This is a genomic window from Pseudonocardia aurantiaca (genome assembly GCF_039526725.1).
Classification (GTDB): Bacteria; Actinomycetota; Actinomycetes; order Mycobacteriales; family Pseudonocardiaceae; genus Pseudonocardia; species Pseudonocardia aurantiaca.
Map to the genome: position 1 here is coordinate 401,789 of NZ_BAAAJG010000027.1, position 26,111 is coordinate 427,899.

Here is a 26,111-nt window from a genome sequence, read left to right on the forward strand (position 1 = left end):
CGTCGAACTGGCCGCCGGGCCAGCAGATGTGCATGCATCAGCGCTCCGTCAGCTCGCGAGGTGCGTCGGGGCCGCTGACAGCGCGTCGGTCAGCAACACGACGAGCGCCTCGTGTTGCACGTCGGCCGAGGATCCGACCTCCTCGAGCCGTCGAGCGCCTGGGCGGCGAGGCCGGCCTTGCTGTCGATGGCGATCCGTGCGTCGATCGTCTGCGCGGCGATGATCTCCACGTGACAGGGAACGAACGGCTGATAATCGGCGGGTGCGCCGGGTGCAGTGCACCCGTACTCGGCGGCGGTAGTCGTCCCGGTTGCGGAACCCGCAGGCGGCGCGTTTCACCTGCTTGGTCGAGATCGGTCGACTCGTGTTCCCCGACCGGGGTGCGCGCTGGCGTCGCCTTGCTGTTTCGAGCAGGTGCGCGAGGCGCCGGCTCCCGCCCCTGATGCGGATGACGTCGGCGTGGCAGGCTCGGGCCCCGTGGCTGCCTCTGACCAGCCGGGTGTCAGCGTGGGGCTGGCGCCCCTGCTCGCGGTCTGCTGCGGCTATTTCATGGTCATCCTGGACGTGACCATCGTCAACGTGGCGGCGCCCGCGATCGGGCGTGACCTGGCCGCGTCCCTGACGGACCTGCAGTGGGTCGTGGACGGCTACACCGTCGCCTTCGCGGGGTTCCTCCTCCTTGGTGGCGCGCTGGGCGACCGTTGGGGGCACCGCCGGGTGTTCTGCCTAGGGGTGGCCTCGTTCACCGTCGCATCCCTCGGCTGCGTCGTCGCGGGGGATGTCATCACGCTCACGGCGTTCCGTCTCGTCGAGGGCGGTGGCGCCGCCCTGCTGGTGCCGGGCTCGCTGGCGTTGCTGCAACAGGTCTACCTCACGCCGACGGCCAGGGCACGGGCCTTCGGACTATGGGGTGCGATCGCGGGCGTAGCGGCCACGGCCGGCCCGCTCGTGGGCGGTGTCCTGACCACCACGGTCGGGTGGCGCTGGGTCTTCGTCATCAACCTGCCCGTCGGACTGCTGTGCCTCGTGCTCACCATGGCGACCGTCGGGCCGTCCCCGCGCGACCGCGGGCGCATCATCGATCCACTCGGGCAGGCCGCCGTCGTCGTCACCGTGGCTGCCCTCATCACCGCTCTCAACGAGGTGGGCCGCCAGGGCATCCGAGGGCCGGCGGTCATCGGCGGCGTCCTCGTCGCGGCCGTGGCCGCAGGCGTCCTGGTCCTGCGCGAGCGGTTCGGCCCCAACCCGCCGCTGCCCAGGACCATGGTGGGATCGCGACCGTTGACAGGCGGAACCGCCATCGGTTTCCTGTTCAACTTCGGCTTCTACGGCATGATCTTCGCCGCCAGCGTCTACTTCCAGCAGCACCTGAACCTCAGCGCCGCACTGGCCGGGCTCGCTCTGCTGCCCGCCATGGCCGTCACGATGGTGGCGTCCGCGCTGTCGGGCCGGCTGTCCGACCGCTTCGAACACCGGCGCCTCATGTTCATCGGGCTGCTGACCGCATGCGTCGGCCTGGCAATCTGGGCGGTAGCCGGCGACGCCCCAAGCTACGCGGTACTCGTGGTCGCCATGCTGGCCTGCGGCTTCGGCACGTCGTTCACCCTCACGGGAGCGACCTCCACGGTCATGGACGCCGCCCCGACCGGGTACGCCGGAACCGCGTCGGCGACGCTCAACACGGCCCGGCAGACGGGATCGGCTGCGGGAGTCGCGATCAGTGGGTCCCTCATCGCGGCGGCCGGGCTGACCACCGGCGTCTCGACGTTCATGGCCGTCGGTGCCGCCGGGTACCTCCTCGGCGCGGTCCTCACTCTGCTCTGCGTTCCCCACACCCGGGGTAACGGCCCAAGCCTCTAGCCTCCGGCTTCCTCGTTGCGCTCTTGGGGGCGCGATGGACCGACCTAACCACTGTCCGCGAGTGCCGCATCTGTCCGGTGGTTCGCGGCGACGATCTTGTTTCTTCTTGGTTCCAGCGAGTGGCGGGGTAGAGCGAGTGCGAGCAGGCTCGATAGAACGAGCAGGACGATCGAGGTGATCACGGCGCTGGTGTAGGAGCCGGTCCTCTCGAACTGCGCCGACGTCAGATACGGGCCCACCGACGCGCCGACGGGGCCGAAGAGCGCGTAGCCCACGGCATACAGCTGACCGTACGAGCGCAGCCCGAAGTATTTCGCGACGAGCATCGCGACCGTGTCTCCTTCCGCGCCGAGCGCGAGCCCGGCGGCGAAAGCACTGATCAGCCACAGCCCCGATGCCGCCGGCACCAGCAGGAGCGAAACCGCGGCCGCGGTCACGAGGAACAGGACGACGGCGATGAGGGTCGGGAAGAACCGGTCCATCAGCGCGCCGACGCCGGCGCGCCCGATGATCACGCCGAGGCCGGCGAGTGACACGGCGGAGGCGGCTTGCAACGGAGACTGGCCATGGCTCTGCAGGATGGGCGAGAGCTGAACGAAGATCGCGGTCGTCCCGATGCAGCTCACCATGAACAACGCGACCATCACCAGATACGTGGGAGAGCGCAGCGCGGGCCAGGCGTCCCAGCCGGCTGTCTCGCGGGCGCTCGACGCGGCCCCCGGCTCGCCCTTGTCATCCTGGCCATGGCCGGGGTCCCCCGCGCGGTCCGAGCGCACGAGCAGAAGCACGAGTGGTAGCGCCAGGAGCGCGAGACCGGCCAAAGTGGCATAGCCCGCCCGGTATCCGCCGGACTGGATGATCAAGGTCAAGGGCGGTGGCAGGACGAGCCCGGCCAACCCGAGGCCGGCCAGGGTGAATCCGAGCGCCTTCCCTCTCGCCAGGACAAAGTGGGCGCTGGCGATGCGGGTGTAGATCGTCGGGCCCGCTCCGACCCCGAGCACCGTCGTCGCCACCAGGATGGCCTGGAAACCCCAGAACGGCCCGCGATACAAGGCGCACGCGGCAATGCAGGCGGCGAACAACGGGATGCCGAAGATCGCGACGCGTTTGGGCCCGACGTGGTCCACCAGACGACCGAACGGGTACGCGCAGGCGAGAGCCAGCGGCACGGCGTAGAGCCCGACGATGGTGATCTCGCTGGTGGGAACGCCGAAGGCCTTGCTGACGGGGCCGAAGAACAGGCCCTGCGTGTAGAACCAGAGCCCGGCCGCGCCCAGTCCGGCTAACACCGTCCTCGCCGCCGGATGCCGGATCTCTCGGGCCCAGAGTGCCCGCCATCCCGGACGACGTCTTCCTCCATCTACCTCTGGGTGAGGCGGATGTCGCCCTCACCGGCCGGGCGCTGCCCTTTTTCCGCGAGCGGCTTCGCCACGGACCGGACGATCCCCATTGGAAGCCCCTGGACTTCTCCGGAGTACTCGAGTCGTCCGGGATCCCCACACTGCTGATCGACGGCTGGTTCGATTACCACCGGACCTATATGTACCAGGACTTCGAGCGGCTCGGCCGCAGCGGAACGCCCCGGCGCTGGGTGGTCGGACCGTGGACGCATTCCACATTGGACTATGCCGTGGTTGCGCGCGAAACGCTCACCTGGTTCGACCGGTGTGTCCGCGGCCATGACAGCGCCGGGCGGGTCGTCGACGGCGCCCAGGCCGAGGCGTTGCTCCTGCTGACGCCCGGTGGGGAACCGTTCGAGCCGAAGACCTGGCCTCCCAGCACGCGAACGCTCACTCTCCGCCCTGCACCCGACCTTTCCCTCTGCATGGACGACGATCGGGAACACAGCCGGCCTGCCGAGACCCACCGTGAGCAGACCCTCGGCTTCAGCTACGACCCGGCTGACCCCACTCCGGCGGTCGGCTTGTCCGCCTTCGGAGACCACGGTGCCGGCGGATGCCGCGACAATTCCGACCTCGAGGCTCGCGACGACGTACTCACGTTCACCACGGACCCTCTCGGCGCCGATCTGGTCTGCGTCGGCCAGGTCGACGCCACCCTGACCGTCACATCGACCATCGCCTGCTGCGATCTGTTCGTACGAATCTGCGAAGTGACTCCGGACGGTGAGTCGCTGAACGTCATCCACGGCCTGGTCCGCCGCGTGAACAGCGCAGGTGCGCGACACGACGTGACCATCGACCTCGGCCCGATCGGACACCGATTCGCCCGCGGACGTCGCATCCGGCTCCAGATCTCCGGCGGAGCACATCCCTTCTACGACCGCAATCTCGGCTCCGGCGAGCCATGGCTCACCGGAGTGACGGCCTTGCCGTCCACCCAGCACCTGCTCCTCGGTCACGACAGCAGCACACGCGTAACCATCCCCGTGGTGACCTCATCGCCGTGAGGATTGCGTGCCAAACGATCGTTATGCCGAGTGCGCGAGGGCGCCGTGATCCGCAGTCCGTCGATCTGTCCGAAGGAGTACGACGTCGATGAGCCGTCTGGTCCGGCGTTTGCAGCGTCTCTCCCCGCCGTCGACCCGGGACGTGGTCGTCGAGCGAACAACTCGTGCGCGACCAAACCGCCGAGAGGCATCTGCTCCGGACTCGTGTGCAGGGACGGCGTGTCCCAGTGGGACTTGAACCCCCACGACGTGACCAGCGCTAATCGCGCCACGGCACGTAGCCCGGCAAGAAAATCGCTGGTCAAAGACTTGATCTGATGTCCGAGGGGGACTCGGACACGGAGATTGGCACCACCTGCGCAATGCAGGCGTTCATGTTCGCGTGCTACGAGACGCGGCATGGGCCGGCGGATCCAAGGATCGGAGGCCGCTCGCCCCGTCAGCTCGCGAGGTGCGTCGGGGCCGCTGACAGCGCGTCGGTCAGCAACGCGACGAGCGCCTCGTGTTGCACGTCGGCCGAGGACCCGACCTCCTCCTCCGAGCCGTCGAGCGCCTGGGCGGCGAGGCCGGCCTTGCTGTCGATCAGCTCGGCGATCCGGGCGTCGATCGTCTGCGCGGCGATGATGCGCCACGCGGTGACCGGCTGCGCCTGGCCGATGCGGTGGCTGCGGTCGATGGCCTGGGTCTGCTCCGCGGCGGTCCAGGAGAGCTCGGCGAGCACGAGGTTGGAGGCGACTTGGAGGTTGAGGCCCACGCCGGCCGCGGTCAGCGAGCAGACCGCGATGGCCACGTCGGGGTCGCCTGTGAAGTCGTCGATGTTCCGCTGCCGCGACGCGGGCGTCTGGTCGCCGCGGATCGACGAGAAGCGGACCCCCTGCTTGGCGAACGTCTCCTCGGCGACGTCCATCACGTCGACGTGCTTGGCGAAGAAGACCACCTTGCCCGCGCTGCGCGCGAGCTGGGCCGCGTAGTCGGCGGCGAGGCCGGCCTTCGCCTGGCCGATGCGTCGCATCATGCTGAAGACGTTCTCGCCGGTCGTCGAGGTGGTCGCGTCCTTCTGCTCCCACCTGGCCACCTGGCGCACGAGGTCGTGGTCGATGCCCTCGACGACGGCACCGGACCGGCGGCCGGCCAGTGCCTCCTCATACCGGGCCACCATCCGGCGAGCGAGGTCGCGCTCGGCCGCCCGGATCGACCGGCCGGCCGGCCCGTCCAGCTCGACGGGGAGGTCGGCGATGCGGCGCGCGGGGATGTCGGCGGCCACGTCGACCTTGCGGCGACGGACGATGCCGCGATCGACGACGCATTGGCGCGCCGCGGGGTAGAAGCCCGGGTCGGCGGGTGTCAGGCCGGTCTCGTCGAGCGCGTTCATCAGGTCGGCGAGCGGCTTCGTCTCGTTGATCCAGCCGAGGAACTGCCAGATCGCGAGGAAGTCCTCGATGTCGTTGATCAGCGGGGTGCCGGTGAGGGCCATCAGCAGCGGGCGCGCGGTGAAGGACCGGATGCGCTCGGAGAGCGCCAGGACGTGCTGCGACCGCTGGGAGGCCTTGTTCTTGATGAAGTGCGCCTCGTCGACGACCATCCCGCGGAAGCCGAAGTCGCCGAGCCACCCCACGTGACGGTCGAGCACCTCGTAGTTGACGACGACGATGTCGGCGAATCCGTCGATGGAGTCACCGTTGCCGTGGATCACGGTGGCCGAGCGGCGGGGTGTCCACATCCCGGCCTCGCGCACCCAGTTCGTCTTGACGACGTTCGGCACAACGACGAGCAGCGGGTAGGCGTTCGCGGCCTCCGCGGCGAGCAGCGCCTGGGCCGTCTTGCCCAGCCCCGGCTCGTCGGCGAGCAGGAAGGTCCGGTGGCCGGCCGCGGCCGCGGCGACCAGCCGGGCCTGGTGCGGCATGAGCTCCAGGCCGCGCGGGGTGTACCGGGAGGTCGGCGCGGGGAGGGCCATGCACGCCGAGGCTCCGCCGCCGGCGCGCTCGAACGACCTGAGCAGCGGGCCGAGCAGCTCCCAGGTGGCCAGCCGCGTCGGACGGGGTGCGCTCGGCCGGGCGGCCGAGAAGTCGGGGGCAAGGAAGGGGTTGGCCAGATGCCGCGAGACGACCGACTGCGGCACCACCCGGGGCTTGGTGGCGGCGGCCGGGAGCTCCACCGGCGGGGGCTCGTCGCCGCCCGGCTCGATGCCCGCGGTCTTCAGCATGTGCCGCTTGAGCGCCCGGGCCTCGTCGGAGACGACGGCGTCCTCGGCGAGGAGCGCCAGGAGCCCGGAATCACGGACGGCGCTCTTCGCGAGGATGGTCGCGATGTCGTCGAGGCGCTTGAGCTGCTCGGCCCGGTGCGTCTCGCTGCGGGTCTCCTCCGCCCGGACCCGGGCGCGCTCATCGCGCAGTAGCAATGCGACGGCCTGGAACTTGGTGCGCGTCGCGGGCGTGACCCGGCCGCTCCGGAGGGCTGCTTCGACCTCCCGGACGGCGCGGGCGAGCACCGAGTTGACGTCGTCGCGGTCGCGGCCGCGACGACGGTCGCGCGGGGCGGTACGGCGAGCCATGGTCTGGGGCTGGCCTCGTCGAGCCACTAACGTCCTCCTCCGGGGTGCCCGGCACGGCCGCCATGGCAGCCGCGCCGCGCACAGTGCTGTGGTCGGGCGATGGGCGTCGTGGGGGAGATGGCCGAAGTGGCTCCTCCGAGACGCGACCCGGACCCATGTGTCTGCGGGAGACCGACGCTGCGAGGCCGGACAGCCCGCCCGCAGACGGGAAGGCCTGGCCACTGATCGACTGCCGTCGACGGCCGCGGCACCCGGCGCACAAGACCAGCCGTCGCCAGACGAGCGGCGTCCGCCGGGGTCGGTTCTCCCGTTGATGGTAGCGCCTGACGAGAAAGCGCGCCGCCGACGACTTGCCGATCATGAACCAGCTCCGGCCGACGCGGCACTGCCGGGGAGAGCCACGACACGCGGACCGTGTCCTGGGGGAACGGTCGCGGGCCATGGACACGCTTGACACGAATTGTTTTCAGTGTCCGGAGGGGGACTTGAACCCCCACGCCCGTTAAAGGGCACTAGCACCTCAAGCTAGCGCGTCTGCCATTCCGCCACCCGGACCTGCTGCGTGCCTCTCGGCTGCGCGGAGAGAAGGATAACCCACACGTTCCAGCGGCCCGCGACGGGACCGGCGGTGGTAGGAAGATCCGCGTGACCACCGCAGGGGCAGCCGAGGACGAGGTCGTCGACCTGGCGTCCGAGCTCATCCGGATCGACACCACCAACACCGGCGAGCTCGAGACGACCACCGGGGAGCGGGAGGCGGCCGAGTACGTCGCCGGGAAGCTCACGGACGTCGGGTTCGACGTGGAGGTGCTCGAGTCGGGGGCGCCGGGGCGACACAACGTCTTCTGCCGGCTCGCGGGTGCCGACCCGTCGCGGGGCGGGCTGCTGGTGCACGGGCACCTCGACGTGGTGCCGGCCGACCCGGCGGAGTGGTCGGTGCACCCGTTCTCCGGGGCCGTCCAGGACGGGTACGTCTGGGGCCGCGGCGCCGTGGACATGAAGGACATGGTCGCGATGACGCTCGCGGTCGCGCGGCGCTTCAAGCGCGACGGGGTGGTGCCGCCGCGCGACATCGTGTTCGCGTTCGTCGCCGACGAGGAGGCGGGCGGCAAGTACGGCGCGCAGTGGCTCGTCGAGAACCGCCCCGACCTGTTCGAGGGCTGCACCGACGCGGTCGGGGAGGTGGGAGGGTTCTCCCTCACGCTCGCCGAGGACCGCCGGGTGTACCTCATCGAGGCCGCTGAGAAGGGCATCGCCTGGATGCGGCTGCGGGCCCGCGGGAGGCCGGGGCACGGGTCGTTCCTGCACGACGACAACGCGGTGACGAAGGTCGCCGAGGCGGTCGCGCGGCTGGGCAACCACAGGTTCCCCATGGTGCTCACCGACACTGTCCGCTCCTTCCTGGAGCAGATGGCCGAGCTGACGGGGCTGGAGTTCCCCGAGGACGACCTGGAGGGGTCGCTCGCCAAGCTCGGGCCGCTGTCGCGGATCGTCGGCGCCACGATCCGCGACACCGCCAACCCGACGATGCTCTCGGCGGGCTACAAAGCCAACGTGATCCCGTCGACGGCCGAGGCCGTGGTGGACTGCCGGGTGCTGCCCGGGCGGGAAGAGGCGTTCCTGCGGGAGGTCGACGAGCTGCTCGGCCCGGACGTCACGCGCGAGTGGGTGACGAACCTCCCGAGCGTCGAGACGCCCTTCGGCGGGCCGCTCACCGACGCCATGACGGCCGCGCTGCTGGCCGAGGATCCCGGCTCCACGACCGTCCCGTACATGCTCTCGGGCGGCACCGACGCGAAGTCGTTCCAGAACCTCGGCATGCAGTGCTTCGGGTTCGCGCCGCTGCGGCTCCCGCCCGACCTGGACTTCGCCTCGCTGTTCCACGGCATCGACGAGCGCGTGCCCATCGACGCACTGAAGTTCGGCACGCGAGTGCTCGAACGCTTCCTGAGGACGTGCTGATGGATCTCACGGGCAGAGCCGCGCTGGTCACCGGCGGGGCGTCGGGGATCGGGGCGGCCGCGGTGCGCCGGCTCGCCGCGGCCGGGGCCGTCGTGGCGGTCGCCGACCGCGACGAGGCGGGGGCGCGCGCGGTGGCCGAGGAGGTCGGCGGGCTCGCGCTGCCCGGCGATGTCGCCGACCCCGACGGCATGGCGATGGCGGTCGACGTGGCCGAGGACGCGTTCGGCCGGCTCAACATCGTGCTGCTCAACGCCGGGGTGACGGCGGGGCAGTCGGGGGTGGAGAACCTCGACCTCGCGGGATACCGGCGGATCATGGGTGTGAACGTCGACCACGTGGTGTTCGGGCTCACGGCGGCGGTGCCCGCGCTGCGCCGGGCGGGCGGCGGCAACATCATCGCGACGGCGTCGCTGGCCGGGCTGGTCGCGATGCCGGGCGACGCGCTCTACACGATGACCAAACACGCGGTCGTGGGGTACGTGCGGTCGGCCGCGCCAGTGCTCGCTCCGGAGGGAATCCGCGTGAACGCGGTCTGCCCGGGCTTCGCCGACACTCCCCTGATCGCGCACGCGAAGGCGCAGTTCGGGTCGTTCCCGCTGCTCACGGCCGAGGACGTGGCCGACGCGATGGAGGCGGTGCTCGAACGTGGGGAGCCGGGGGAGTGCTGGTTCGTGCAGCCCGGCCGCGAGCCCGAGCCGTACGGGTTCCGCGGCGTGCCGGGCCCGAAGGGCAGCACCCCGCCGCCCGCCCTGTCCTGGGAGGACCACTGATCAGGCCCGCCTGACCGGGAACCCGTGGGTGCGAGCGCCGAGCACGACGGCCAGCACGGGGGCGAGCAGCACCAGCACGGTCCACGGGAACGAGGCCGGGCCGAGGTGGTCCAGGAGGATCCCGCCGGCCACGCCGCCGCCCGCCATGGCGGCGTTCCACAGCGTGACGAGCACGGCCTGCGCGGTGTCGCCCGCCTCGCCGCCCGCGTCCCCGGCGGCGGTCTGCAGGAGCGAGGGCACCCCGCCCCAGCCCAGGCCCCACAGTGCGACGGCGAGGTAGACGAGCACGGCGTTCGCCGACAGCGTCGCCAGCAGGGCGGCTCCCGCGGCGACGAGCACCGTGGCGGCGATCGTGAGGGTGCGCAGCCGCCGGTCGACGTGCGCGCCGACGATCCCGATGCTCAACATCGACGCCACGCCGAACACGAGCAGCACGAGGTCGACCGAGCCGCCCATCCCGAGCCGGTCCAGGAATGCGGCGACGTAGGTGTAGAGGGTCGTGTGCGCGAGCACGAAGACGAGCGTCACCGCCATGACCGGCGCCACGCCCGGCACAGCGAGCGCCCGCCGGATCGGGATCCGGGTGCCCCGTTGCTGCCCGGGGTGGCTGGGCACCAGCAGCGCGATCCAGCCCACCAGCACGACGGCGAGCACGGACATGACGCCGAACGCGAACCGCCAGCCGAGCACCTCGCCGAGGAACGTCCCGGTCGGCACGCCGAGCGACAGCGCGAGCGGGATGCCCGCCATGACGATCGCGGTGGCCTTGCCCTGCAGGTGGGCGGGCGCGAGCCTGCGCGCGTACCCGGCGAGCAGCGCCCAGACGACTCCGGCGGCGACCCCGGCGGCGAACCGTCCGGCCATCGTGAGCGGGAACGACGTCGAGATCGCCGTGACGGTGTTGGCGACGGCGAAGCCCGCGACGCCGGTCAGCAGCAGGCGACGGCGCGGCCACCCGGCCGTTGCGGCGGAGAGCGGGATCGCGGCGAGTGCAGTGCCGATAGCGTAGATCGTCACCGACTGGCCTGCGGCGGACTCGGTGACGGCCAGGTCGGCACTCATCGCCGGCAGCACGCCCGCGGGCAGGGCCTCGGTGAGCACGGTGACGAAGGCGGCGGTGGTCAGTGCGGTAAGGGCGGGCAGTGGTAGCCGCCGGTTCTCGACTGCGACGGGAACGGACATGCTCGTATGCTCAAACCCTCACACAGATGTGAAGGTCAAGCCGGACGACGAGGAGCGGGACACATGCGCATTGGGGAGCTGTCGGCGCGCACGGACACGCCGCGGCGGCTGCTGCGCTACTACGAGGAGCAGGGCCTCATCCTGTCGAGCCGATGCGCTAACGGCTACCGCGCCTACGACGAGCAGACCGTCGACCGGGTGGTCCAGATCAGGGGGCTGCTCGACGCCGGGCTGCCGACCCGGATCATCAAGCAGATCCTCCCGTGCCTCGACAAGCCGCGGGTGATCCACTTCTCGGACGCGACGCCCGAGATGCTCGCGACGCTGGAGTCCGAACGGGATCGCATGTCCGAACGGATCGCCTTCCTGACTCGCAACCGGGACGCGATCGCTGAGTACCTGGAGGCCGTGCGCGCCGGCTAGGAGCCCCTAGGTGGAGAGCTCCGGCAGCATTCTCGAGCTGCGCCTTCTGCGCAGCACCACCTTCCGGACCCCACCGGGGTAGAGGCGCACGCGGGACAGCTCCCAGCCGCCGAACTCGGCCTGGATCGCCAGCCGCACCGCCGCGGTCATCCGGGAGACGTCCCCCGGGAGCTGGACCGGGCGGTACTCCCAGTCCCCCTCGACGAGATTCCCGTCGATCAGATCTCCCTCGGACGTGCCGGTCGGGCTGCCTCGCCTCACCGGCTCACCTCCTGCCCTTTTCCGGGTGCCACCCAGCGCACTGGTGAGCTCCAGGTGGAATCCCCACACCATAGGCGCGCGTCCCACGCCGTGCCAGGGCGCGCGACGGGTCGCCGGCACGGCTCAGCCTGCGCTGACGTCGTCGAGGGCCGCCCGGATCTCTGCGGGCAGCACCACCCCGTCGGCCGCCGTCGATGCCGCGAGCTGCGCCGCGTCTCGCGCCCCGACGATGGCAGCGCCCACCCCCGGCCGGTCCCGCACCCAGGCCAGCGCGACCGACAAGGGCGACGTGCCGAGCCCGTCGGCGGCGGTGAGCACGGCCTGCACGATCCGGGCGGAGCGCTCGTTGCGGCGCGCCTCGACGTAGGGGGCGAGGGCGGGGGAGGCGCCGCGGGAGTCTGCCGGGGTGCCGGCGGCGTACTTGCCGGTGAGCACCCCGCGCCCGAGCGGGGCCCAGGCCAGCAGCCCGACGCCATGGTGCACCGCGGCCGGGAGCAGCTCCGGCTCCGGGTCGCGGCACAGCAGCGAGTACTCCACCTGCGCGGAGACCGGCACCGTGATGCCGCCGAGCGCTCGGCCGCGCTCGGCGACGGTGGCGAGCTGCCATCCGGCCGGGGCGACGAGCCCCGCGTAGCGGGCCTTGCCGGCCATGACGGCCACCTGCACCGCCGAGAGGGTCTCCTCGAGCGGAACGGTGGCGTCGAAGCCGGGGAGTTGCCACAGGTCGAGGTGGTCGGTGCCGAGGCGCTTGAGCGTGGCGTCGAGACCGAAGAGCAGGGCCCCGCGGGCCGCGCCAGGGCCGTGCGGGCTGCCGGGCGGGCCTGCGGGGAGCGTCGCGCGGGCGGCGATCACCAAGCAGTCACGGGGCACGGTCGCCGTGAGCACCTCGCCGAGCACCTCCTGGGCGGCGCCGTCGCCGTACCCGTCGGCGGTCTCCACGAGCGTGCCCCCCGCGTCGACGAACGCGGTGAGCTGGGCCGTCGCGCCCTCGACGTCGGTGTCGGCCCCCCAGGTGAGGGTGCCGAGGCCGAGTTGCGATACCTCCAGCCCGCTGGAGCCCATCCGCCGCCGTCGCACAGCTGAGAGCCTAGGCCCGCGAGCGCTCGTCCCCTGGGAGGTTGAGTACGGTCGCGGCCGTGACGTGGCTGGAAGTCATCGTGCTCGGGATCGTTCAGGGGTTGACGGAGTTCCTGCCGATCTCGTCGTCTGCCCACCTGCGGATCGTCTCGGAGGTCTTCTTCGGGCGAGACGCAGGCGCCGCCTTCACCGCCGTGACCCAGCTGGGCACCGAGGTCGCGGTGCTCGTCTACTTCGCGCGTGACATCGGCCGCCTCGCAGCCACGTGGTTCCGGGGGATCGTCAGGCCCCAGGTACGGGCCACCCCCGACTACCGGCTGGCCTGGCTGGTGATCATCGGCACGATCCCGATCGGTCTGCTCGGGTACGTCTTCGAGTCACAGATCCAGACCGCGGCCCGAAACCTGTGGCTCATCGCCACCACCCTGGTCGTCTTCGGCCTGCTGCTCGGCCTTGCGGAGATGGTCGGCAGGCAGCGCATCGAGCTGCACCAGCTGAAGGTGCCCGACGGCGTGTTGCTCGGGTTCGCGCAGGCCATGGCCCTGATCCCGGGCGTCTCGCGCTCCGGGGCGACGGTCACCGCCGGCCTGTTCCTCGGCCTCACCCGGGCGACGGCGGTGCGGTACTCGTTCCTCCTCGCGATCCCCGCCGTCGTCGCCTCGGGGATCTTCCAGCTCTCGGACGTCTTCGCGGGCGACGGGCCGACTGTCCCGCAGATGGTCGTCGCCACCGTGATCGCGTTCGTCATCGGCTACGCCTCGATCGCCTGGCTGCTGCGCTACGTGGAACGGCACAGCGTCTACCTGTTCGTCTGGTACCGGGTGGTGCTCGGCGTGGTGCTGTTCGTGGCGCTGTCCGCGGGCTGGATCGCCGCGACCTGACCGACCGGTCCCTCCGCACGTACGCTCGCTGATCGTGACGACCCTGATCCTCCTCCGCCACGGCCGCTCGTCGGCCAACGTGAGCGGCGTGCTGGCCGGGCGCAGCCCCGGCGTCGAGCTCGACGACACCGGCCGGGCCCAGGCGGAGAAGCTGGTCGGGCGGCTGGACGGGGTGCCGGTCTCCGGGATCGTGTGCTCCCCGATGCTGCGCTGCGAGCAGACGGTGGCACCGCTCGCCGCCGCCCACGAGCTCACCCCGGTCTCTGAGCCGGAGCTCGCGGAGGTCGACTACGGCTCGTGGACGGGCAGCGAGCTCAAGAACCTGGTCAAGGAGCCGCTGTGGAAGGTGGTGCAGGCGCACCCGTCAGCGGCCGTGTTCCCCGACGGCGAGGGGCTGGCCGGGATGCAGGCCCGCGCCGTCGCGGCCGTCCGCAGGCACGGGGCGCGCATCGCGGCCGAGCACGGGCCCTCGGCCGTCTGGATCGCGTGCACGCACGGCGACGTGATCAAGGCCGTGCTGGCCGACGCGCTGGCCACCCACCTGGACAACTTCCAGCGCATTGTCGTGGACCCGGGGTCGATCAGCGTCGTGCACTACACCGAGACGCGCCCGTTCGTCGCGCGCGTCAACGACCTCGGCGGCGACGTGGCCGGGCTGATACCGCCCAAGCCGAAGCGCCGCCGCAAGGCCGCGCCGCGCAGCTCTGACGCCGTCGTCGGCGGCGACACCGGCGCCTGACATCGTGACACGCAGCCGAGGTGCCGCGGGCGCCCCGGCGGTCTACTCTCGGTGTCGCCATGTCACGCGTCATACATGTCTTCCGCCAGCCGGAGCGGTTCGTCGCCGGCACCGTCGGCGAGCCCGGCGACCGCTCCTTCTACCTGCAGGCCATCGAGGACGCCCGCACCGTGAGCGTGCTGCTGGAGAAGCAGCAGGTCTCGGTGCTCGCCGACCGGATCAGCGCGCTGCTCCAGGAGGTGGTGCGCCGGTTCGGCTCAGAGCTCCCCGACGAGAGTGACGGCACCGACCTCGACCCGCTCGCCGTGCCGCTCGAGGAGGAGTTCCGCGTCGGCACGATGGGCCTGGGCTGGGACGCCGACACGAAGTCGATCGTCGTCGAGCTGCTCGCCGTCACCGAGGAGGAGGTCGACGAGTCAGTGGTGCTCGACGACACCGAAGAGGGCCCCGACGCTCTGCGGGTCTTCCTCTCCCCGATGCAGGCCCGCGCGTTCGCCGACCGCGCCGAGCGTGTCGTCTCGGCAGGCCGCCCGCCGTGCCCGCTCTGTGCGGAGCCCCTCGACACCGAGGGCCACGTCTGCGTCCGGCTGAACGGCTACCACGAGCGTTCCCCCGCCGGGGACTGACGCAGGAAACACGTTGGACCCTCGTGACCCGGCTGTGCCGGGACTGCTGCGGCGCGGCCGCATCGACATCACCGGACGGCTGGTCGACGCCTCGAACGCCACGCTGTTCGGCACCATCGCCCTCGACGGTGTCGAGGCGCAGTGCGTGTACAAGCCGGTGCGCGGTGAGCGGCCGCTGTGGGACTTCCCGGACGGCACCCTCGCCGGGCGGGAGGTCTCGGCGTTCCTGGTCTCGGAGGCGGGCGGCTTCGACGTCGTGCCGCCCACCGTCCTGCGTGACGGGCCGTTCGGGCCGGGGATGGTGCAGGTCTGGGTCGACACCGACGACGAGCGCGAGCTCGTGGACGTCTGCGCTCCCGGTGACGTGCCGCACGGGTGGCTCGGGGTGCTGCGCGCCCGCGGTGGCCGCGGGGAGCCCGCCGTTCTCGTCCACGCGGACGTGCCGGAGCTGCAGTCCATGGCCGCTCTGGACGTCCTCACCAACAACGCGGACCGCAAGGGCGGGCACGTTCTCGCCGGTGTCGACGGCAATGTCTACGGCGTGGACCACGGGCTGTGCATGCACACCGAGGACAAGCTCCGCACGGTGCTGTGGGGCTGGGTGGGGAAGCGGCTCCCGGACCAGGTGCTGGACAAGGTGGAGCGGCTGCGCGCGGCGCTCGACGCGGAACTCTCCGACGAGCTGTCCGAGCACATCACCCGGCGGGAGCTGCGCGCGCTCCGCCGGCGGGTGGACCGCCTGCTTGCCGACCCCTGCTACCCGGAGCCGTCGGGCTATGGCCCGGCAATCCCCTGGCCCGCGTTCTGACCGCGCACCTGATCTCATCAGGAGGTGCGGCGCGCACCTGGCTGGCAGCATGGCCGCCGTGACTGCGGGAACGGGTGGGGCAGCGAAAGCCGGTGGCACAGCGGTCGTGCTCGGCGGCGGCGGCGTGCTCGGCGCCGTGCAGGTCGGCCAGATCGCGGCCCTGCTCAACGCGGGCGTGCGGCCGGACCTGGTCGTCGGCACGTCCGTCGGCGCATTGAACGGGGCGGTGCTGGCGGCGTCCGACCCCACCGAGGTCGCGGAGCGGCTGGAGACGGTGTGGCGGTCTCCCGACGCCGCGGCGGTGTTCGGCACCGGCCCGGTGGCGCGGCTGCGCGAGCTGGCGCGCACGGGCACGGCCGCGCACTCGCCGGAACCGCTGCGCCGCGCGCTCGCCGCGCAGGTCGGGGACCGGCTGATCGAGGACCTGCCGGTGCGGTTCCAGTGCTGCGCCGCGAGCATCGAGGACGCCGCTGAGGTCTGGTTCGACCGCGGCCCGCTCGTCGAGGCGGTGCTGGCGTCGTCCGCGGTGCCGGGGCTGCTGCCACCGGTCCAGCTCGACGACCGGCACTACCTGGACGGCGGCCTGGTCAACAGCATCCCGCTCGGCCGCGCCGTCGAACTCGGTGCCCGACGGGTGTTCGTGCTGCAGGTCGGGCGGATCGACACGCCGCTGCGGCCGCCGCGCCGGCCCTGGGAGGTGGCGATGGTCGCGTTCGAGATCACCCGCAGGCACCGGTTCGCGCGCGACCTCGCGGAGGTGCCCGACGGCGTCGAGGTGCACGTGCTCCCGGCGGGGGTGGGTGCCGCGCCGCGCTGGGACAGCCGCGGCACCCTGCGCTACCGGGACGTGGCGGGCATCCATCAGCGCATCGAGACGGCCCGGCAGGCTTCGGCGGAGTACCTCGAGACGGCCGTCTGATGGGCCTGCCGCCGCGCTGGGTGCGGCGCGCGGTGCTCGCGCCCGCGATGGTCGGGCTGACGGTTGCGGTGCTGCTGACCCTGCCGGTGTGGCTGCTCGCCGCCGCGGCGGTATCGCCGCTCCTGCCCGGCAAGCTCCGCGCGCTGCGGGTGCTGTGGGTGGTGGTCGTGGCGCTCGTGCTGGAGAGCGTGGCGCTGCTCGGGCTGTTCGTGCTCTGGGTGGCGTCCGGGTTCGGGCTGGCGATCCGCACGCCGCTGATGCAGCGCCTGCACTACGAGCTGGTCGCCTGGTACTTGCGGGTGCTCTACCGCGAGGCCGTGCGCGTGCTGCGGCTTCGGGTGGAGATCGAGGGCCCGGACCCGGACGAGTACTCCGGCCGCCCGCTGCTCGTCTTCTCCCGGCACGCGGGCCCCGGCGACTCGTTCCTGCTGGTGCACGCCCTCGTCAACTGGTACGCGCGCGAGCCGCGGATCGTGCTCGCCGCCGCGCTGCAGTGGGACCCGGCACTCGACGTGGTGTTCAACCGGCTGCCGGCCAGGTTCCTCGCCGAGCACGACGTCGGGCGGGCGAACTCCGACGGCGACGCGGCCGAGCACCGGATCGCGGAGCTCGCCACGGCCCTGGACGGCGACGACGCGTTCGTGATCTTCCCCGAGGGCGGCAACTTCACCGAACGCCGCAGGCTGGCCGGCATCCGCAGGCTCCGCGAGGGCGGGTTCGAGGAGATGGCGCGCCGGTCCGAGGCCATGCGGAACGTGCTGCCACCGCGTCCGGGCGGGGTGTCGGCCGCACTCGCCGCGGCGCCCGAGGCCGACGTCGTGTGGGTGGCGCACGCCGGGCTCGACCGCCTCTACAGCGTCGCCGACATCTGGCGGGCGCTGCCGCTCGACACGACCGTGCGGATGCGGTGGTGGCGCGTGCCGCACGACGAGGTGCCGCGGGACGCGCAGGTGGACTGGCTCTACGACTGGTGGAAGAAGATCGACGACTGGGTGGACAGCACCCGGAGCGGGTCGGGCGGCAGCGTGGTGTGACCTTCATCCTGGGTACGGCAGTGCCAGGTTCGCGGGCTCGGTGCGGGTTAGCGTCGATGACAGTTGCCATCGCGCACGTACCCGAGGAGACACCGTGGACATCGGTCTGCACATTGCGGACTTCACCTTCCCGTCCGGCCCTGCGGCGCTCGCCGACGACCTGACCCGGGTCGTCGTCGCGGCCGAGGAGGCCGGGTTCGCGCGGGTCAGCGTCATGGACCACCTGTGGCAGATCAGCATGCTCGGCCCGCCCGAGCACGAGATGCTGGAGGCGTACACGACGCTGGGCTACCTCGCGGCGCGCACCGAGCGCGTCGAGCTGCTCGCGTGGGTCACCGCCGTCACCTACCGCGAGCCCGGGATGCTCGCGAAGCTCGTCACCACGCTCGACGTGCTGTCGAAGGGCCGGGCGTGGCTGGGGATCGGCGCGGCGTGGAACGGCGAGGAGGCGACCGGGCTCGGTCTGCCGTTCCCGCCCACCGCGGAGCGCTTCGAGCGGCTCGAGGAGACGCTGCAGATCTGCCTGCAGATGTGGAGCGACAGCGACGCGTCCTACGAGGGCCGCCACTACAAGCTCGGACGCACCCTCAACTCGCCGCAGGCGCTGCGCCGCCCGCACCCGCCGATCCTCATCGGCGGCGGCGGGGAAAAGAAGACGCTCCGGCTCGTGGCCCAGTACGCGCAGGCCTGCAACCTGTTCGCCGGCCCGGATCTCGAACACAAGCTGGACGTCCTGCGCGGACACTGCGAGGCCGTCGGGCGGCCCTACGAGGAGATCGAGAAGACCGTCATGCTCGGGCTCGACCCCGGCGAGAAGGGCGAGAACGTCGACGCCCTGCTCGAGCAGCTGCGCGGGCTCGCCGCGCTGGGCATCAGCGAGGCACACGGCTGGATGCCGCGGGTCTCGGAGATCACGCCACTGGAGGTCCTCGGCCGCGAGGTGATCCCCGCGGCCGCCGAGTTCTGACGAGCTAGGAGCGCGCTGAAAAGCTCGGGCCTACTGCGCGCCGCCCAGGTGGCCACCTCGCCGCGTTGTCGTCGGGCCCGATACAACAGCGGTATCGGACCTCTCCTGCGCCTTGCGATGCGGCCACCTGGACGCCGCTCGCTACGGCCGGAGCTTTTCAGCACCCTCCTGGGCGGGGGCGGGGGAACACGGTCGCCGGACAGCCCGTTGCCCTGGCGGTAACCTGCGCCACCGGGGCGAGCGAGGGAGAACGATGACCGTGCCGAACGCGAACAGGCCAGACGCGAAGAGCCGCATCGGCGTGACCGGGCTGGCGGTGATGGGGGCCAACCTCGCCCGCAACATCGCGCGGCGCGGCACGCCGGTCGCCGTGCACAACCGCACCACGGCCCGCACGCGGGAGTTCATGGAGGCCTACGGCTCCGAAGGGTCGTTCACCCCCGCCGAGAGCCTGGAGGATTTCGTCGCCGCGCTGGAGCGGCCGCGGCGCATCATCGTGATGGTCAAGGCGGGGGCGCCCGTCGACGGCGTGATCGAGGAGCTCGCACCGCTGCTCGACGAGGGCGACATCATCATCGACGCCGGCAACTCCCACTTCCCCGACACCAAGCGGCGCACCGAGGAGTGCGCGGCCCGCGGCCTGCGGTTCATGGGCGTCGGCGTGTCTGGCGGCGAGGAGGGCGCACTGCTCGGGCCGAGCATCATGCCCGGCGGCGACCCTGCCGCGTACGCCGAGGTCGAGGGGGTCCTGACGAGCATCGCCGCGCAGGTGGACGGCACCCCGTGCTGCGTGTACGTCGGGCCGGACGGCGCCGGGCACTACGTCAAGATGGTGCACAACGGCATCGAGTACGCCGACATCCAGCTCATCGCCGAGGCGTACGACCTGCTCACGCACGTGGCCGGGCTGGACGCCCCGGCCATCGGCAAGATCTTCGAGGAGTGGAACTCCGGTGACCTCGAGTCGTTCCTGATCGAGATCACCGCCGAGGTCCTGCAGAAGGCCGACGAGCGGACGGGCGGCCCGCTCGTCGACGTCATCCTCGACGAGGCCGAGCAGAAGGGCACCGGGCGCTGGACCGCCATCGACGCGCTCGACCTGGGGGTGCCGCTGACCGGCATCACCGAGGCCGTCTTCGCGCGCACGCTGTCGGCGCTGCGCGACGAGCGCAGGGCCGCGTCCACCACGCTCGCCGGGCCCGTCCCGGGGGCGGGCGAGGACCGGACCGACCTCGTCGACGACATCCGGCAGGCGCTCTACGCCAGCAAGGTCGTGGCGTACGCCCAGGGCTTCGCGCAGATGCGCGCGGCCTCGAAGGCGAACGACTGGGACCTCGACCTCGGCGCTATGGCCACCATCTGGCGAGGTGGCTGCATCATCCGGGCGCAATTCCTCAACCGCATCCGTGACGCCTACGCGGAGCACGGTGAGATCGAGAACCTGCTGATGGTGCCTTACTTCACCGAGGCCGTGGCGAACGCGCAGCACGCGTGGCGCCGGGTCGTGACGACGGCGACGCAGCAGGGTGTGGCGATCCCCGCCTTCGCGAGCTCGCTGTCCTACTACGACGGCTACCGGCGCGAACGCGGCCCTGCGAACCTCATTCAGGGCCTGCGCGACTTCTTCGGCGCCCACACCTACCGCCGGGTGGACGCCAAGGGCTCGTTCCACACGCGCTGGGCGCAGGACGGCTCCGAGGTGCGCACTGACGCCTGATCCTGTGTCGGGACGGGGCAGGACGTGCCCGCCGAACAGCGGAACCGGAACGCCACAGCACGGGTAATCTCCGAGCGATGGCAGGCGGCCGGTCGGGCGTCCGGGACATCTCTCGAGGATCTGTCTGGCCGCAGGGTGTTCCGCGACGGCCCTCGCACGGCGCGGTCCGTGCCCGCCGGGGTGGGGCATCTGCCGTCCTGCTCGCCGGGGCGCTGGCGCTGCTGGCCTGTACCGCCCCCGCCCCCGCCGCCCCGCCACCGGCTTCCATGACCGCCCCGACGCCTGCTGCCACCACCACGACCGCACCCGCGGTCGAACACATGGCAGCGCTGCCGTTGATGCCGGCGGTCACGGACCCGAGCAACGTCTACGCCGCCGCCGGTCCGGGGATGCTGTCCGCGGCCGTCGAGAGCGCGAAACCGCTGGTGTACGTGCCGCACACGCGCACAGGCCAGGTGTGGGTGATCGACCAGGCCACGTTCGAGGTCGTCGGGAAGCACCGGCTGGGCCGTGAGCTGCAGCACGTCATCCCGTCCTACGACATGACCACGCTCTACGCCAGCGACGATATCGGCAACACGCTGACCCCGTTCGAACCCAAGACCGGCCTGCCGGGCCCGAGCATCCCGGTGGTCGACCCGTACAACCTGTATTTCACGCCCGACGGGCGCTCGGCCATCTCCGTCGCGGAGAGGCTCAAGCGACTGGTGTTCTACGACCCGCACACGTGGCGGGAGCAGGACACCCTGCACACCCCGGACTGTGCGGGCATCGATCACGCCGACTTCTCCGCCGACGGGCGCATCGCCGTGTTCAGCTGCGAGTTCGCCGGCCGGATCCTGGTCCTCGACGTGGCCACGCACAAGATCATCCGCATGATGGACATGCCCGTGCGGAACACCAGGATGGGGCCGCAGGACGTCAAGCTTTCCCCGGACGGCTCGGTGTTCTACGTCGCCGACGCCGATCAGGGCGGGCTATGGGTGCTCGACGGGGCCGCGACGACCGTGCTGCGGCAGATCCCCACAGGGCATGGCGCGCACGGGCTCTATCTCTCCCGCGACGCCACCAAGCTCTTCGTCACGAACCGGCACGAGGGCACGATCAGCGTCCTGAACTCCACGACCGGTGCCGCGATCACGAAATGGAAAATCCCCGGCGGGGGAAGCCCGGACATGGGCAACCTCAACGCCGACGGGACGCAGCTCTGGCTCTCGGGCCGCTACAACCAGGCGGTCTACGTGATCTCCACGGCGGACGGGAAACTCATCCGCAAGATCCACGTCGGCGACGGGCCACACGGCTTGTGCGTGTGGCCGCAGCCGGGGCGCTACTCGCTGGGGCACACCGGGATCACCCGGTAGCTAGGGTCAGGCGACGGCGGCGGGCGAGCGCAGCAGGGTCACGACCTCCCGCGCCGCCGCCTGGCCCGCGCGGTTGGCGCCGATCGTGCTTGCGCTCGGCCCGTAGCCGACGAGGTGGATTCGCGGGTCCGAACGGACGCGGGTGCCGTCCACGGCGATCCCGCCGCCCACCCCGCGCAGCCGCAGCGGTGCCAGGTGCCCCAGGGCGGCCCGCCACCCCGTCGCCCAGAGGATGACGTCGGCCGGGACACTCGTGCCGTCGGCCCAGGCCACCCCGTCGGGCGTGATCCGCTCGAACATCGGCAGCCGGTGCAGCACCCCCGACGCCTGTGCGGCGCGCACCTCGGACGTGAGCGCCAGCCCGGTCACGTCCACGACGCTCTGCGGCGGAAGACCCGCCCGCACCCGCTCCTCGACGCGCGCCACGGCGGCCCGCCCCAACCCGTCGCCGAACGGGCCCTCGTGGAACTCCGGCGGGCGCCGCGTCACCCAGGTCGTCGCGGCCGCGAACGGTGCGATCTCCATCAGCAGCTGCACGGCGGAGGTGCCGCCCCCGACGACGACCAACCGCAGGCCCGTGAACTCTTCGGGGCCGCGGTACTCCACGGTGTGCAGCTGGCGCCCCCGGAATCTCTCGGCGTCGGGGTACCGCGGGCGGAACGGGCGGGTCCATGTGCCGGTCGCGTTGATCAGGGCACGGGCCCGCCAGGTGTCGGAGTCGGTCTCGACGAGCAGGTCGGGGGCCGCGTCGCGCACCGCGCCGACGCGCACCGGGCGGCGCACCCGCAGGTCGAACCTGCGCTCGTACGCGTCGAAGTACGCCGGCACAACCTGCGCCGCCGGGAGAGTCGGATCTGCGGGCTCGAACGGAACCCCCGGCAGGCCGGAGATGCGGTGGGCGCCGTCCACCCGCAGGGTCGGCCAGCGGTGGCGCCACGCGCCGCCCGGACCGGCCTCGCCGTCGAGGACGACGAAGCCCGTACCCGGCTGCAGCCCCGCCCGGCGCAGCCCGTACGCGGCCGAGAGCCCCGCCTGCCCCGCGCCGATGACGACCACGTCCACGAACTCCACATGGGACGGAACAGCGCAACCGGGGGCCCCGTTCCAAGCGCCCGGACCTCAGCGGGGTGACCTTGCTGACGTTGAACGTCAGCGATGCCACCCCGCTGGAACTCGGAGCCGGCCGTCAGGCCACGGGCACTCGCGCCGGGAACGGCGTCGCCGCGAAGCGCTCCACCCAGCCCGCCACGTCCGAGGCGGCGACGTTGCCGCCGCAGACGACGAACCCGAGGTGCGCGTCCGGGCCGACGCGGTCGAGCACCTGGTGCGCGGCAGGCACCAGGCACCCGGCTGCGGGCTCGGCCCAGACCTTTCCGTTCTCGGCGAGCGTGAGCGTGCCGCGCACGGCGTCGCCGTCCGACACGACGATCACGTCCTCCACCAGCTCCCGGACGTGGTCCAGCGTGAGCTGTGAGACGAACGGAGCGCTCAGCGTGGTGACGATCGAGCTGGGCGTGATCGGCGCCGGCGCACCCGCGGCCAGCGCCCGGGACATCGCCTCGGCGCCCTCGGTCTCGACGCCCCACACCCGCACACCCGGCAGGAGCGCCCGCACCGCGGTGGCCACACCTGCGATGAGCGCGCCGCCGCCGACGCTGACCAGCACGTCGGTGACGTCGGGGGCGTCGGTGGCCAGTTCGAGCCCGACGGTGCCCTGCGCGGCCAGCACCGCCCGGTCGTCGAACGGGTGCACCAGGGTCAGCCCGGCTGCGACCAGCTCGTCGAGCAGGGCGAACGCGCTCGCCATGTCCGGGGTCAGGCGCACGTCAGCGCCGGAGGTGCGGGCCGTCTCGATCGAGCGCCGCGGCGCCGACTCGGGCATCACGACGGTGGCGGCGACGCCGAGCGAGCCGGCGACGTCGGCCAGCGCGAGCCCGTGGTTGCCGCCGCTGACCGCGACCACACCCGCGGCGCGCTCAGCGGGGGAGAGCCCGAGCAGCTTGTGGAAGGCGCCGCGCGGCTTGAACGAGCCCGAGCGCTGCAGCAGTTCGAGCTTGCACGTGACCGGCACGCCGAAGTGGGCGGCGAGGCCCGGGCTCGGCACCGTCGGTGTGCGCAGAACGTGTCCGGAGATCCGGTCGGCCGCTGCTGTGATGTCGTCGATCCCGATCAAGTCACCCACTCGCGCCACGCTACGCGCCGTCACACCCTGGCGGATCTGCGCCGGGGGTGGTGGGCTGACGGCGTGCTGCGAGCGTCACGGGTGGGGTTGTTGAGCACCCGGTACGAGATCAGCCACGACGAGGTTGTGCTCTGCACCTGGAAGCCGTCGGCCTTCTTCGGTGGCGGTGCCTTCGTTCTCGACGGCCGCTGCTTCGAGGTCACCCGCGGCGGGTGGACGGGCCGCCGCTACCGGCTGCTCGACGAGACGGGCGATGCGGTCGCCGTCGCCGACGGGGTGGGGCGCCTGGCCTGGACGCTGGAGACCGGCGGCGTGACCCACGACTTCGAGCGCACCTCGCTGTTCCGCAACGAGCACGTGCTCCGCGCCGACGGCGAGACAGCAGGGACGGTGCGGCGCACCAGCGCGTGGTTCGGCGAAGCCGAAGCGGACCTCCCCGGCCTGCCACTCCCCGTGCAGGTGTTCGTGCTGGTCAGCCTGCTGTCGGTATGGGACGAGGACTGACCCCGACTCGCGCGCACTCAAACCCCGACTCGCGCGCACTCAAACCCCGACTCGCGGGAAGCACGACCACCACTTCCGCGAGTCGGGGTCTGGGTGCGCGCGAGTCGCGCTCTGGGTGCGCGCGAGTCGCGGACGTCAGACCACCGGCACGACGTCCGGTGCGCCCATCCGGGCGGAGTCGGCCGTCTCGTCGTCGGGCATCATCTGGCTCTGGCGCTCGGCATCCACGCGCTTGCGGTAGTGCTCCACCTCGCGGTCGACCTGCGCGTCGCTCCAGCCCAGCACCGGCGCCACGAGCCGCGCGACCTCCTCCACCGCGCCGATTCCCCGGTCGAACGTCTCGATCGAGATCCGTGTGCGGCGGGCGAGGATGTCGTCCAGGTGCCGCGCGCCCTCGTGGGACGCGGCGTAGACGATCTCCGCGCGCAGGTGGTCGGGTGCCCCGGTGAGCGGCTCGCCGAGGCTAGGGTCCGCGACGACGAGGTCGAGCACCTCGTAGATCAGCGATCCGTACCGGTGCAGCAGGTGCTGGATCCGGGCCTCGTGCAGGCCAGAGCGCGCGGCGAGGACCTGCGAGGAGTTCTTCAGCGCCTCGTAGCCGTCCGCGCCGAGCAGCGGCACGTTCTCCGTGACCGACGGCGGCACCTTCGTGTGCAGCGCATGCACAGCCGCGTCGACGGCGTCCTTCGCCATCACCCGGTAGGTCGTGTACTTGCCGCCCGCGACGACGACGAGGCCCGGCACCGTGTGCGCGACGGCGTGCTCCCGGGAGAGCTTCGACGTCTGCTCCGACTCGCCCGACAGCAGTGGCCGGAGCCCGGCGTAGACCCCCTCGACGTCCTCGTGCGTGAGCGGCTGCTCGAGCACCTGGTTGACGTGGTCGAGCAGGTACTCGATGTCGGCAGCGCTCGCCGCCGGGTGGGCGAGCCCGAGCTTCCAGTCCGTGTCGGTCGTCCCGATGATCCAGTGCCGCCCCCACGGGATCACGAAGAGCACGGACTTCTCGGTGCGCAGGATCAGCCCGGCGTCGCCGCGGATGCGGTCGCGCGGCACCACCAGGTGGATGCCCTTGCTCGCCCGCACGTGGAACTGCCCGCGCTCGCCGACGAGGCCCTGTGTCTCGTCGGTCCACACGCCCGTGGCGTTGATGACCTGGCGGGCGTGCACGCGGATGGTGCGGCCGGACTCCAGGTCGTGCACCTCGGCGCCGGTGACGCGCTCGCCCTCGCGCAGCAGCCCCACCACCCGCGCCCGCGAGGCGACGTGCGCCCCGTACGCCGCGGCCGTGCGGGCGACGAACATCGTGTGCCGCGCGTCGTCGACCTGCGCGTCGTAGTAGAGCAGGGCGCCGGTCAGGGCATCCTTGCGCAGCGACGGCATGATCTTGAGCGCCCCGCGCCGCGACAGGTGTCGGTGGTGCGGCACGCCGCGCCCGCGGCCGGAGAGCAGCGCGAGCGTGTCGTACAGCGCCAGGCCGGCACCGGCGTACAACCGCTCCCATACGCGGTGGGAGAGCGGGTAGAGGAACGGCACGGGCCGCACCAGGTGCGGCGCGAGCTTCTGGATGAGCAGCCCGCGTTCCTGCAGCGCCTCCGCGACGAGCCGGAAGTCGAGCATCTCCAGGTAACGCAGGCCGCCGTGGATCAGCTTGCTCGACCGGCTCGACGTGCCGGACGCGAAGTCCCTGGCCTCGACGAGCCCGACGGTGAGGCCGCGGGTGGCGGCGTCGAGGGCGGCTCCGCTGCCCACGACGCCGCCCCCGACGACGAGCACGTCGAGCTCGGTCGATCCCATCGCGTCGAGCGCGGCCTCACGGGCCTCAGGCGAGAGCGGGACCGATCTCATGGCTGTCCTTCCTTCGTGTTGCGAAGTCC

At 72.0% G+C, this 26,111-nt stretch carries 23 protein-coding genes and 1 tRNA gene; 15 read left to right on the forward strand and 9 right to left on the reverse strand.

The genetic code is table 11. From position 1 onward, the window contains the following. Positions 1 to 477: 477 nt before the first annotated feature. Complete coding sequence (locus ABD143_RS34865; RefSeq protein ID WP_343986910.1) at positions 478 to 1,860, forward strand: MFS transporter; 1,383 nt, start codon at positions 478 to 480, stop codon at positions 1,858 to 1,860. Positions 1,861 to 1,904: 44 nt separating this feature from the next. Here ABD143_RS34865 and ABD143_RS34870 read toward each other — a convergent pair whose 3' ends face one another. Continuing rightward, positions 1,905 to 3,149 carry an MFS transporter gene (locus ABD143_RS34870; protein WP_343986912.1) on the reverse strand — a complete coding sequence of 415 codons (1,245 nt, stop codon included), beginning with the start codon at positions 3,147 to 3,149 and terminating at the stop codon, positions 1,905 to 1,907. Positions 3,150 to 3,187: 38 nt separating this feature from the next. On the opposite strand from ABD143_RS34870, the gene ABD143_RS34875 reads away from it, so the two are divergent. Continuing rightward, entirely contained in the window at positions 3,188 to 4,270 is a 1,083-nt protein-coding gene (locus ABD143_RS34875; protein ID WP_343986915.1) for a CocE/NonD family hydrolase, read from the forward strand. A gap of 439 nt (positions 4,271 to 4,709) precedes the next feature. On the opposite strand, the gene ABD143_RS34880 is transcribed toward ABD143_RS34875, so the two are convergent. Together ABD143_RS34880 and ABD143_RS34885 are read right to left on the reverse strand one after the other, a co-directional pair. Beyond that, a complete protein-coding gene (locus ABD143_RS34880) occupies positions 4,710 to 6,821 on the reverse strand; it encodes a DEAD/DEAH box helicase (RefSeq protein ID WP_343986918.1) in 2,112 nt (703 codons plus the stop codon). 470 nt (positions 6,822 to 7,291) lie between these two features. Beyond that, positions 7,292 to 7,376: transfer RNA gene (locus ABD143_RS34885), tRNA-Leu, on the reverse strand. A 90-nt stretch (positions 7,377 to 7,466) separates the two neighbouring features. Between ABD143_RS34885 and ABD143_RS34890 the strand changes: the two genes are divergently transcribed. Together ABD143_RS34890 and ABD143_RS34895 are read left to right on the forward strand one after the other, a co-directional pair. Then, positions 7,467 to 8,783: a M20/M25/M40 family metallo-hydrolase gene (locus tag ABD143_RS34890; RefSeq protein WP_343986921.1), complete on the forward strand. Its 1,317-nt coding sequence runs from the start codon at positions 7,467 to 7,469 to the stop codon at positions 8,781 to 8,783. Next, on the forward strand, positions 8,783 to 9,553 hold the full coding sequence (locus ABD143_RS34895; RefSeq protein WP_343986924.1) for an SDR family oxidoreductase: 771 nt from the start codon (positions 8,783 to 8,785) through the stop codon (positions 9,551 to 9,553). Before ABD143_RS34890 ends, ABD143_RS34895 begins: the two co-directional genes overlap by 1 nt. Here the strand turns inward: ABD143_RS34895 and ABD143_RS34900 are convergent, their stop codons facing one another. Next, positions 9,554 to 10,735 (reverse strand): MFS transporter, encoded by a 1,182-nt coding sequence (locus ABD143_RS34900; RefSeq protein WP_343986927.1) that lies wholly within the window; start codon positions 10,733 to 10,735, stop codon positions 9,554 to 9,556. Positions 10,736 to 10,798: 63 nt separating this feature from the next. Here ABD143_RS34900 and ABD143_RS34905 point away from each other — a divergent pair, with 63 nt between their 5' ends. Beyond that, positions 10,799 to 11,158, forward strand: coding sequence for a MerR family transcriptional regulator (locus ABD143_RS34905; protein ID WP_343986930.1), 360 nt, complete (start codon positions 10,799 to 10,801; stop codon positions 11,156 to 11,158). Between the two features lie 6 nt (positions 11,159 to 11,164). On the opposite strand, the gene ABD143_RS34910 is transcribed toward ABD143_RS34905, so the two are convergent. Continuing rightward, positions 11,165 to 11,419, reverse strand: a complete 255-nt coding sequence (locus ABD143_RS34910; RefSeq protein ID WP_343986934.1) for a DUF5703 family protein — start codon at positions 11,417 to 11,419, stop codon at positions 11,165 to 11,167. Between the two features lie 123 nt (positions 11,420 to 11,542). Further along, a complete protein-coding gene (locus ABD143_RS34915) occupies positions 11,543 to 12,496 on the reverse strand; it encodes an aldo/keto reductase (RefSeq protein ID WP_343986937.1) in 954 nt (317 codons plus the stop codon). Between the two features lie 59 nt (positions 12,497 to 12,555). Between ABD143_RS34915 and ABD143_RS34920 the strand changes: the two genes are divergently transcribed. From ABD143_RS34920 to ABD143_RS34960, 9 genes are all read left to right on the forward strand, one after another. Continuing rightward, complete coding sequence (locus ABD143_RS34920; RefSeq protein WP_343986940.1) at positions 12,556 to 13,377, forward strand: undecaprenyl-diphosphate phosphatase; 822 nt, start codon at positions 12,556 to 12,558, stop codon at positions 13,375 to 13,377. Between the two features lie 34 nt (positions 13,378 to 13,411). After that, on the forward strand, positions 13,412 to 14,116 hold the full coding sequence (locus tag ABD143_RS34925; RefSeq protein ID WP_343986943.1) for a histidine phosphatase family protein: 705 nt from the start codon (positions 13,412 to 13,414) through the stop codon (positions 14,114 to 14,116). 59 nt (positions 14,117 to 14,175) lie between these two features. Beyond that, on the forward strand, positions 14,176 to 14,742 hold the full coding sequence (locus tag ABD143_RS34930) for a DUF3090 domain-containing protein (protein ID WP_343986946.1): 567 nt from the start codon (positions 14,176 to 14,178) through the stop codon (positions 14,740 to 14,742). A 13-nt stretch (positions 14,743 to 14,755) separates the two neighbouring features. Then, complete coding sequence (locus ABD143_RS34935) at positions 14,756 to 15,550, forward strand: SCO1664 family protein (RefSeq protein WP_343986949.1); 795 nt, start codon at positions 14,756 to 14,758, stop codon at positions 15,548 to 15,550. Positions 15,551 to 15,608: 58 nt separating this feature from the next. Further along, positions 15,609 to 16,469 (forward strand): patatin-like phospholipase family protein, encoded by an 861-nt coding sequence (locus ABD143_RS34940; RefSeq protein ID WP_343986951.1) that lies wholly within the window; start codon positions 15,609 to 15,611, stop codon positions 16,467 to 16,469. Next, positions 16,469 to 17,503 (forward strand): 1-acyl-sn-glycerol-3-phosphate acyltransferase, encoded by a 1,035-nt coding sequence (locus ABD143_RS34945; protein ID WP_343986954.1) that lies wholly within the window; start codon positions 16,469 to 16,471, stop codon positions 17,501 to 17,503. The genes ABD143_RS34940 and ABD143_RS34945 overlap by 1 nt, the downstream gene beginning before the upstream one ends. A gap of 94 nt (positions 17,504 to 17,597) precedes the next feature. Beyond that, entirely contained in the window at positions 17,598 to 18,470 is an 873-nt protein-coding gene (locus ABD143_RS34950; protein ID WP_343986957.1) for an LLM class F420-dependent oxidoreductase, read from the forward strand. Positions 18,471 to 18,723: 253 nt separating this feature from the next. Further along, positions 18,724 to 20,187 (forward strand): NADP-dependent phosphogluconate dehydrogenase, encoded by a 1,464-nt coding sequence (gndA, locus tag ABD143_RS34955; protein ID WP_343986960.1) that lies wholly within the window; start codon positions 18,724 to 18,726, stop codon positions 20,185 to 20,187. 266 nt (positions 20,188 to 20,453) lie between these two features. Beyond that, a complete protein-coding gene (locus ABD143_RS34960) occupies positions 20,454 to 21,551 on the forward strand; it encodes a YncE family protein (RefSeq protein ID WP_343986963.1) in 1,098 nt (365 codons plus the stop codon). A gap of 6 nt (positions 21,552 to 21,557) precedes the next feature. Here the strand turns inward: ABD143_RS34960 and ABD143_RS34965 are convergent, their stop codons facing one another. Together ABD143_RS34965 and ABD143_RS34970 are read right to left on the reverse strand one after the other, a co-directional pair. Beyond that, positions 21,558 to 22,622 carry an NAD(P)-binding domain-containing protein gene (locus ABD143_RS34965; protein WP_343986966.1) on the reverse strand — a complete coding sequence of 355 codons (1,065 nt, stop codon included), beginning with the start codon at positions 22,620 to 22,622 and terminating at the stop codon, positions 21,558 to 21,560. Positions 22,623 to 22,737: 115 nt separating this feature from the next. Then, complete coding sequence (locus ABD143_RS34970; RefSeq protein ID WP_343986969.1) at positions 22,738 to 23,733, reverse strand: threonine ammonia-lyase; 996 nt, start codon at positions 23,731 to 23,733, stop codon at positions 22,738 to 22,740. 90 nt (positions 23,734 to 23,823) lie between these two features. Between ABD143_RS34970 and ABD143_RS34975 the strand changes: the two genes are divergently transcribed. Beyond that, positions 23,824 to 24,237: a hypothetical protein gene (locus ABD143_RS34975; RefSeq protein WP_343986972.1), complete on the forward strand. Its 414-nt coding sequence runs from the start codon at positions 23,824 to 23,826 to the stop codon at positions 24,235 to 24,237. 135 nt (positions 24,238 to 24,372) lie between these two features. Here ABD143_RS34975 and ABD143_RS34980 read toward each other — a convergent pair whose 3' ends face one another. Continuing rightward, positions 24,373 to 26,082, reverse strand: a complete 1,710-nt coding sequence (locus ABD143_RS34980) for a glycerol-3-phosphate dehydrogenase/oxidase (protein ID WP_343986975.1) — start codon at positions 26,080 to 26,082, stop codon at positions 24,373 to 24,375. Positions 26,083 to 26,111: the final 29 nt, after the last annotated feature.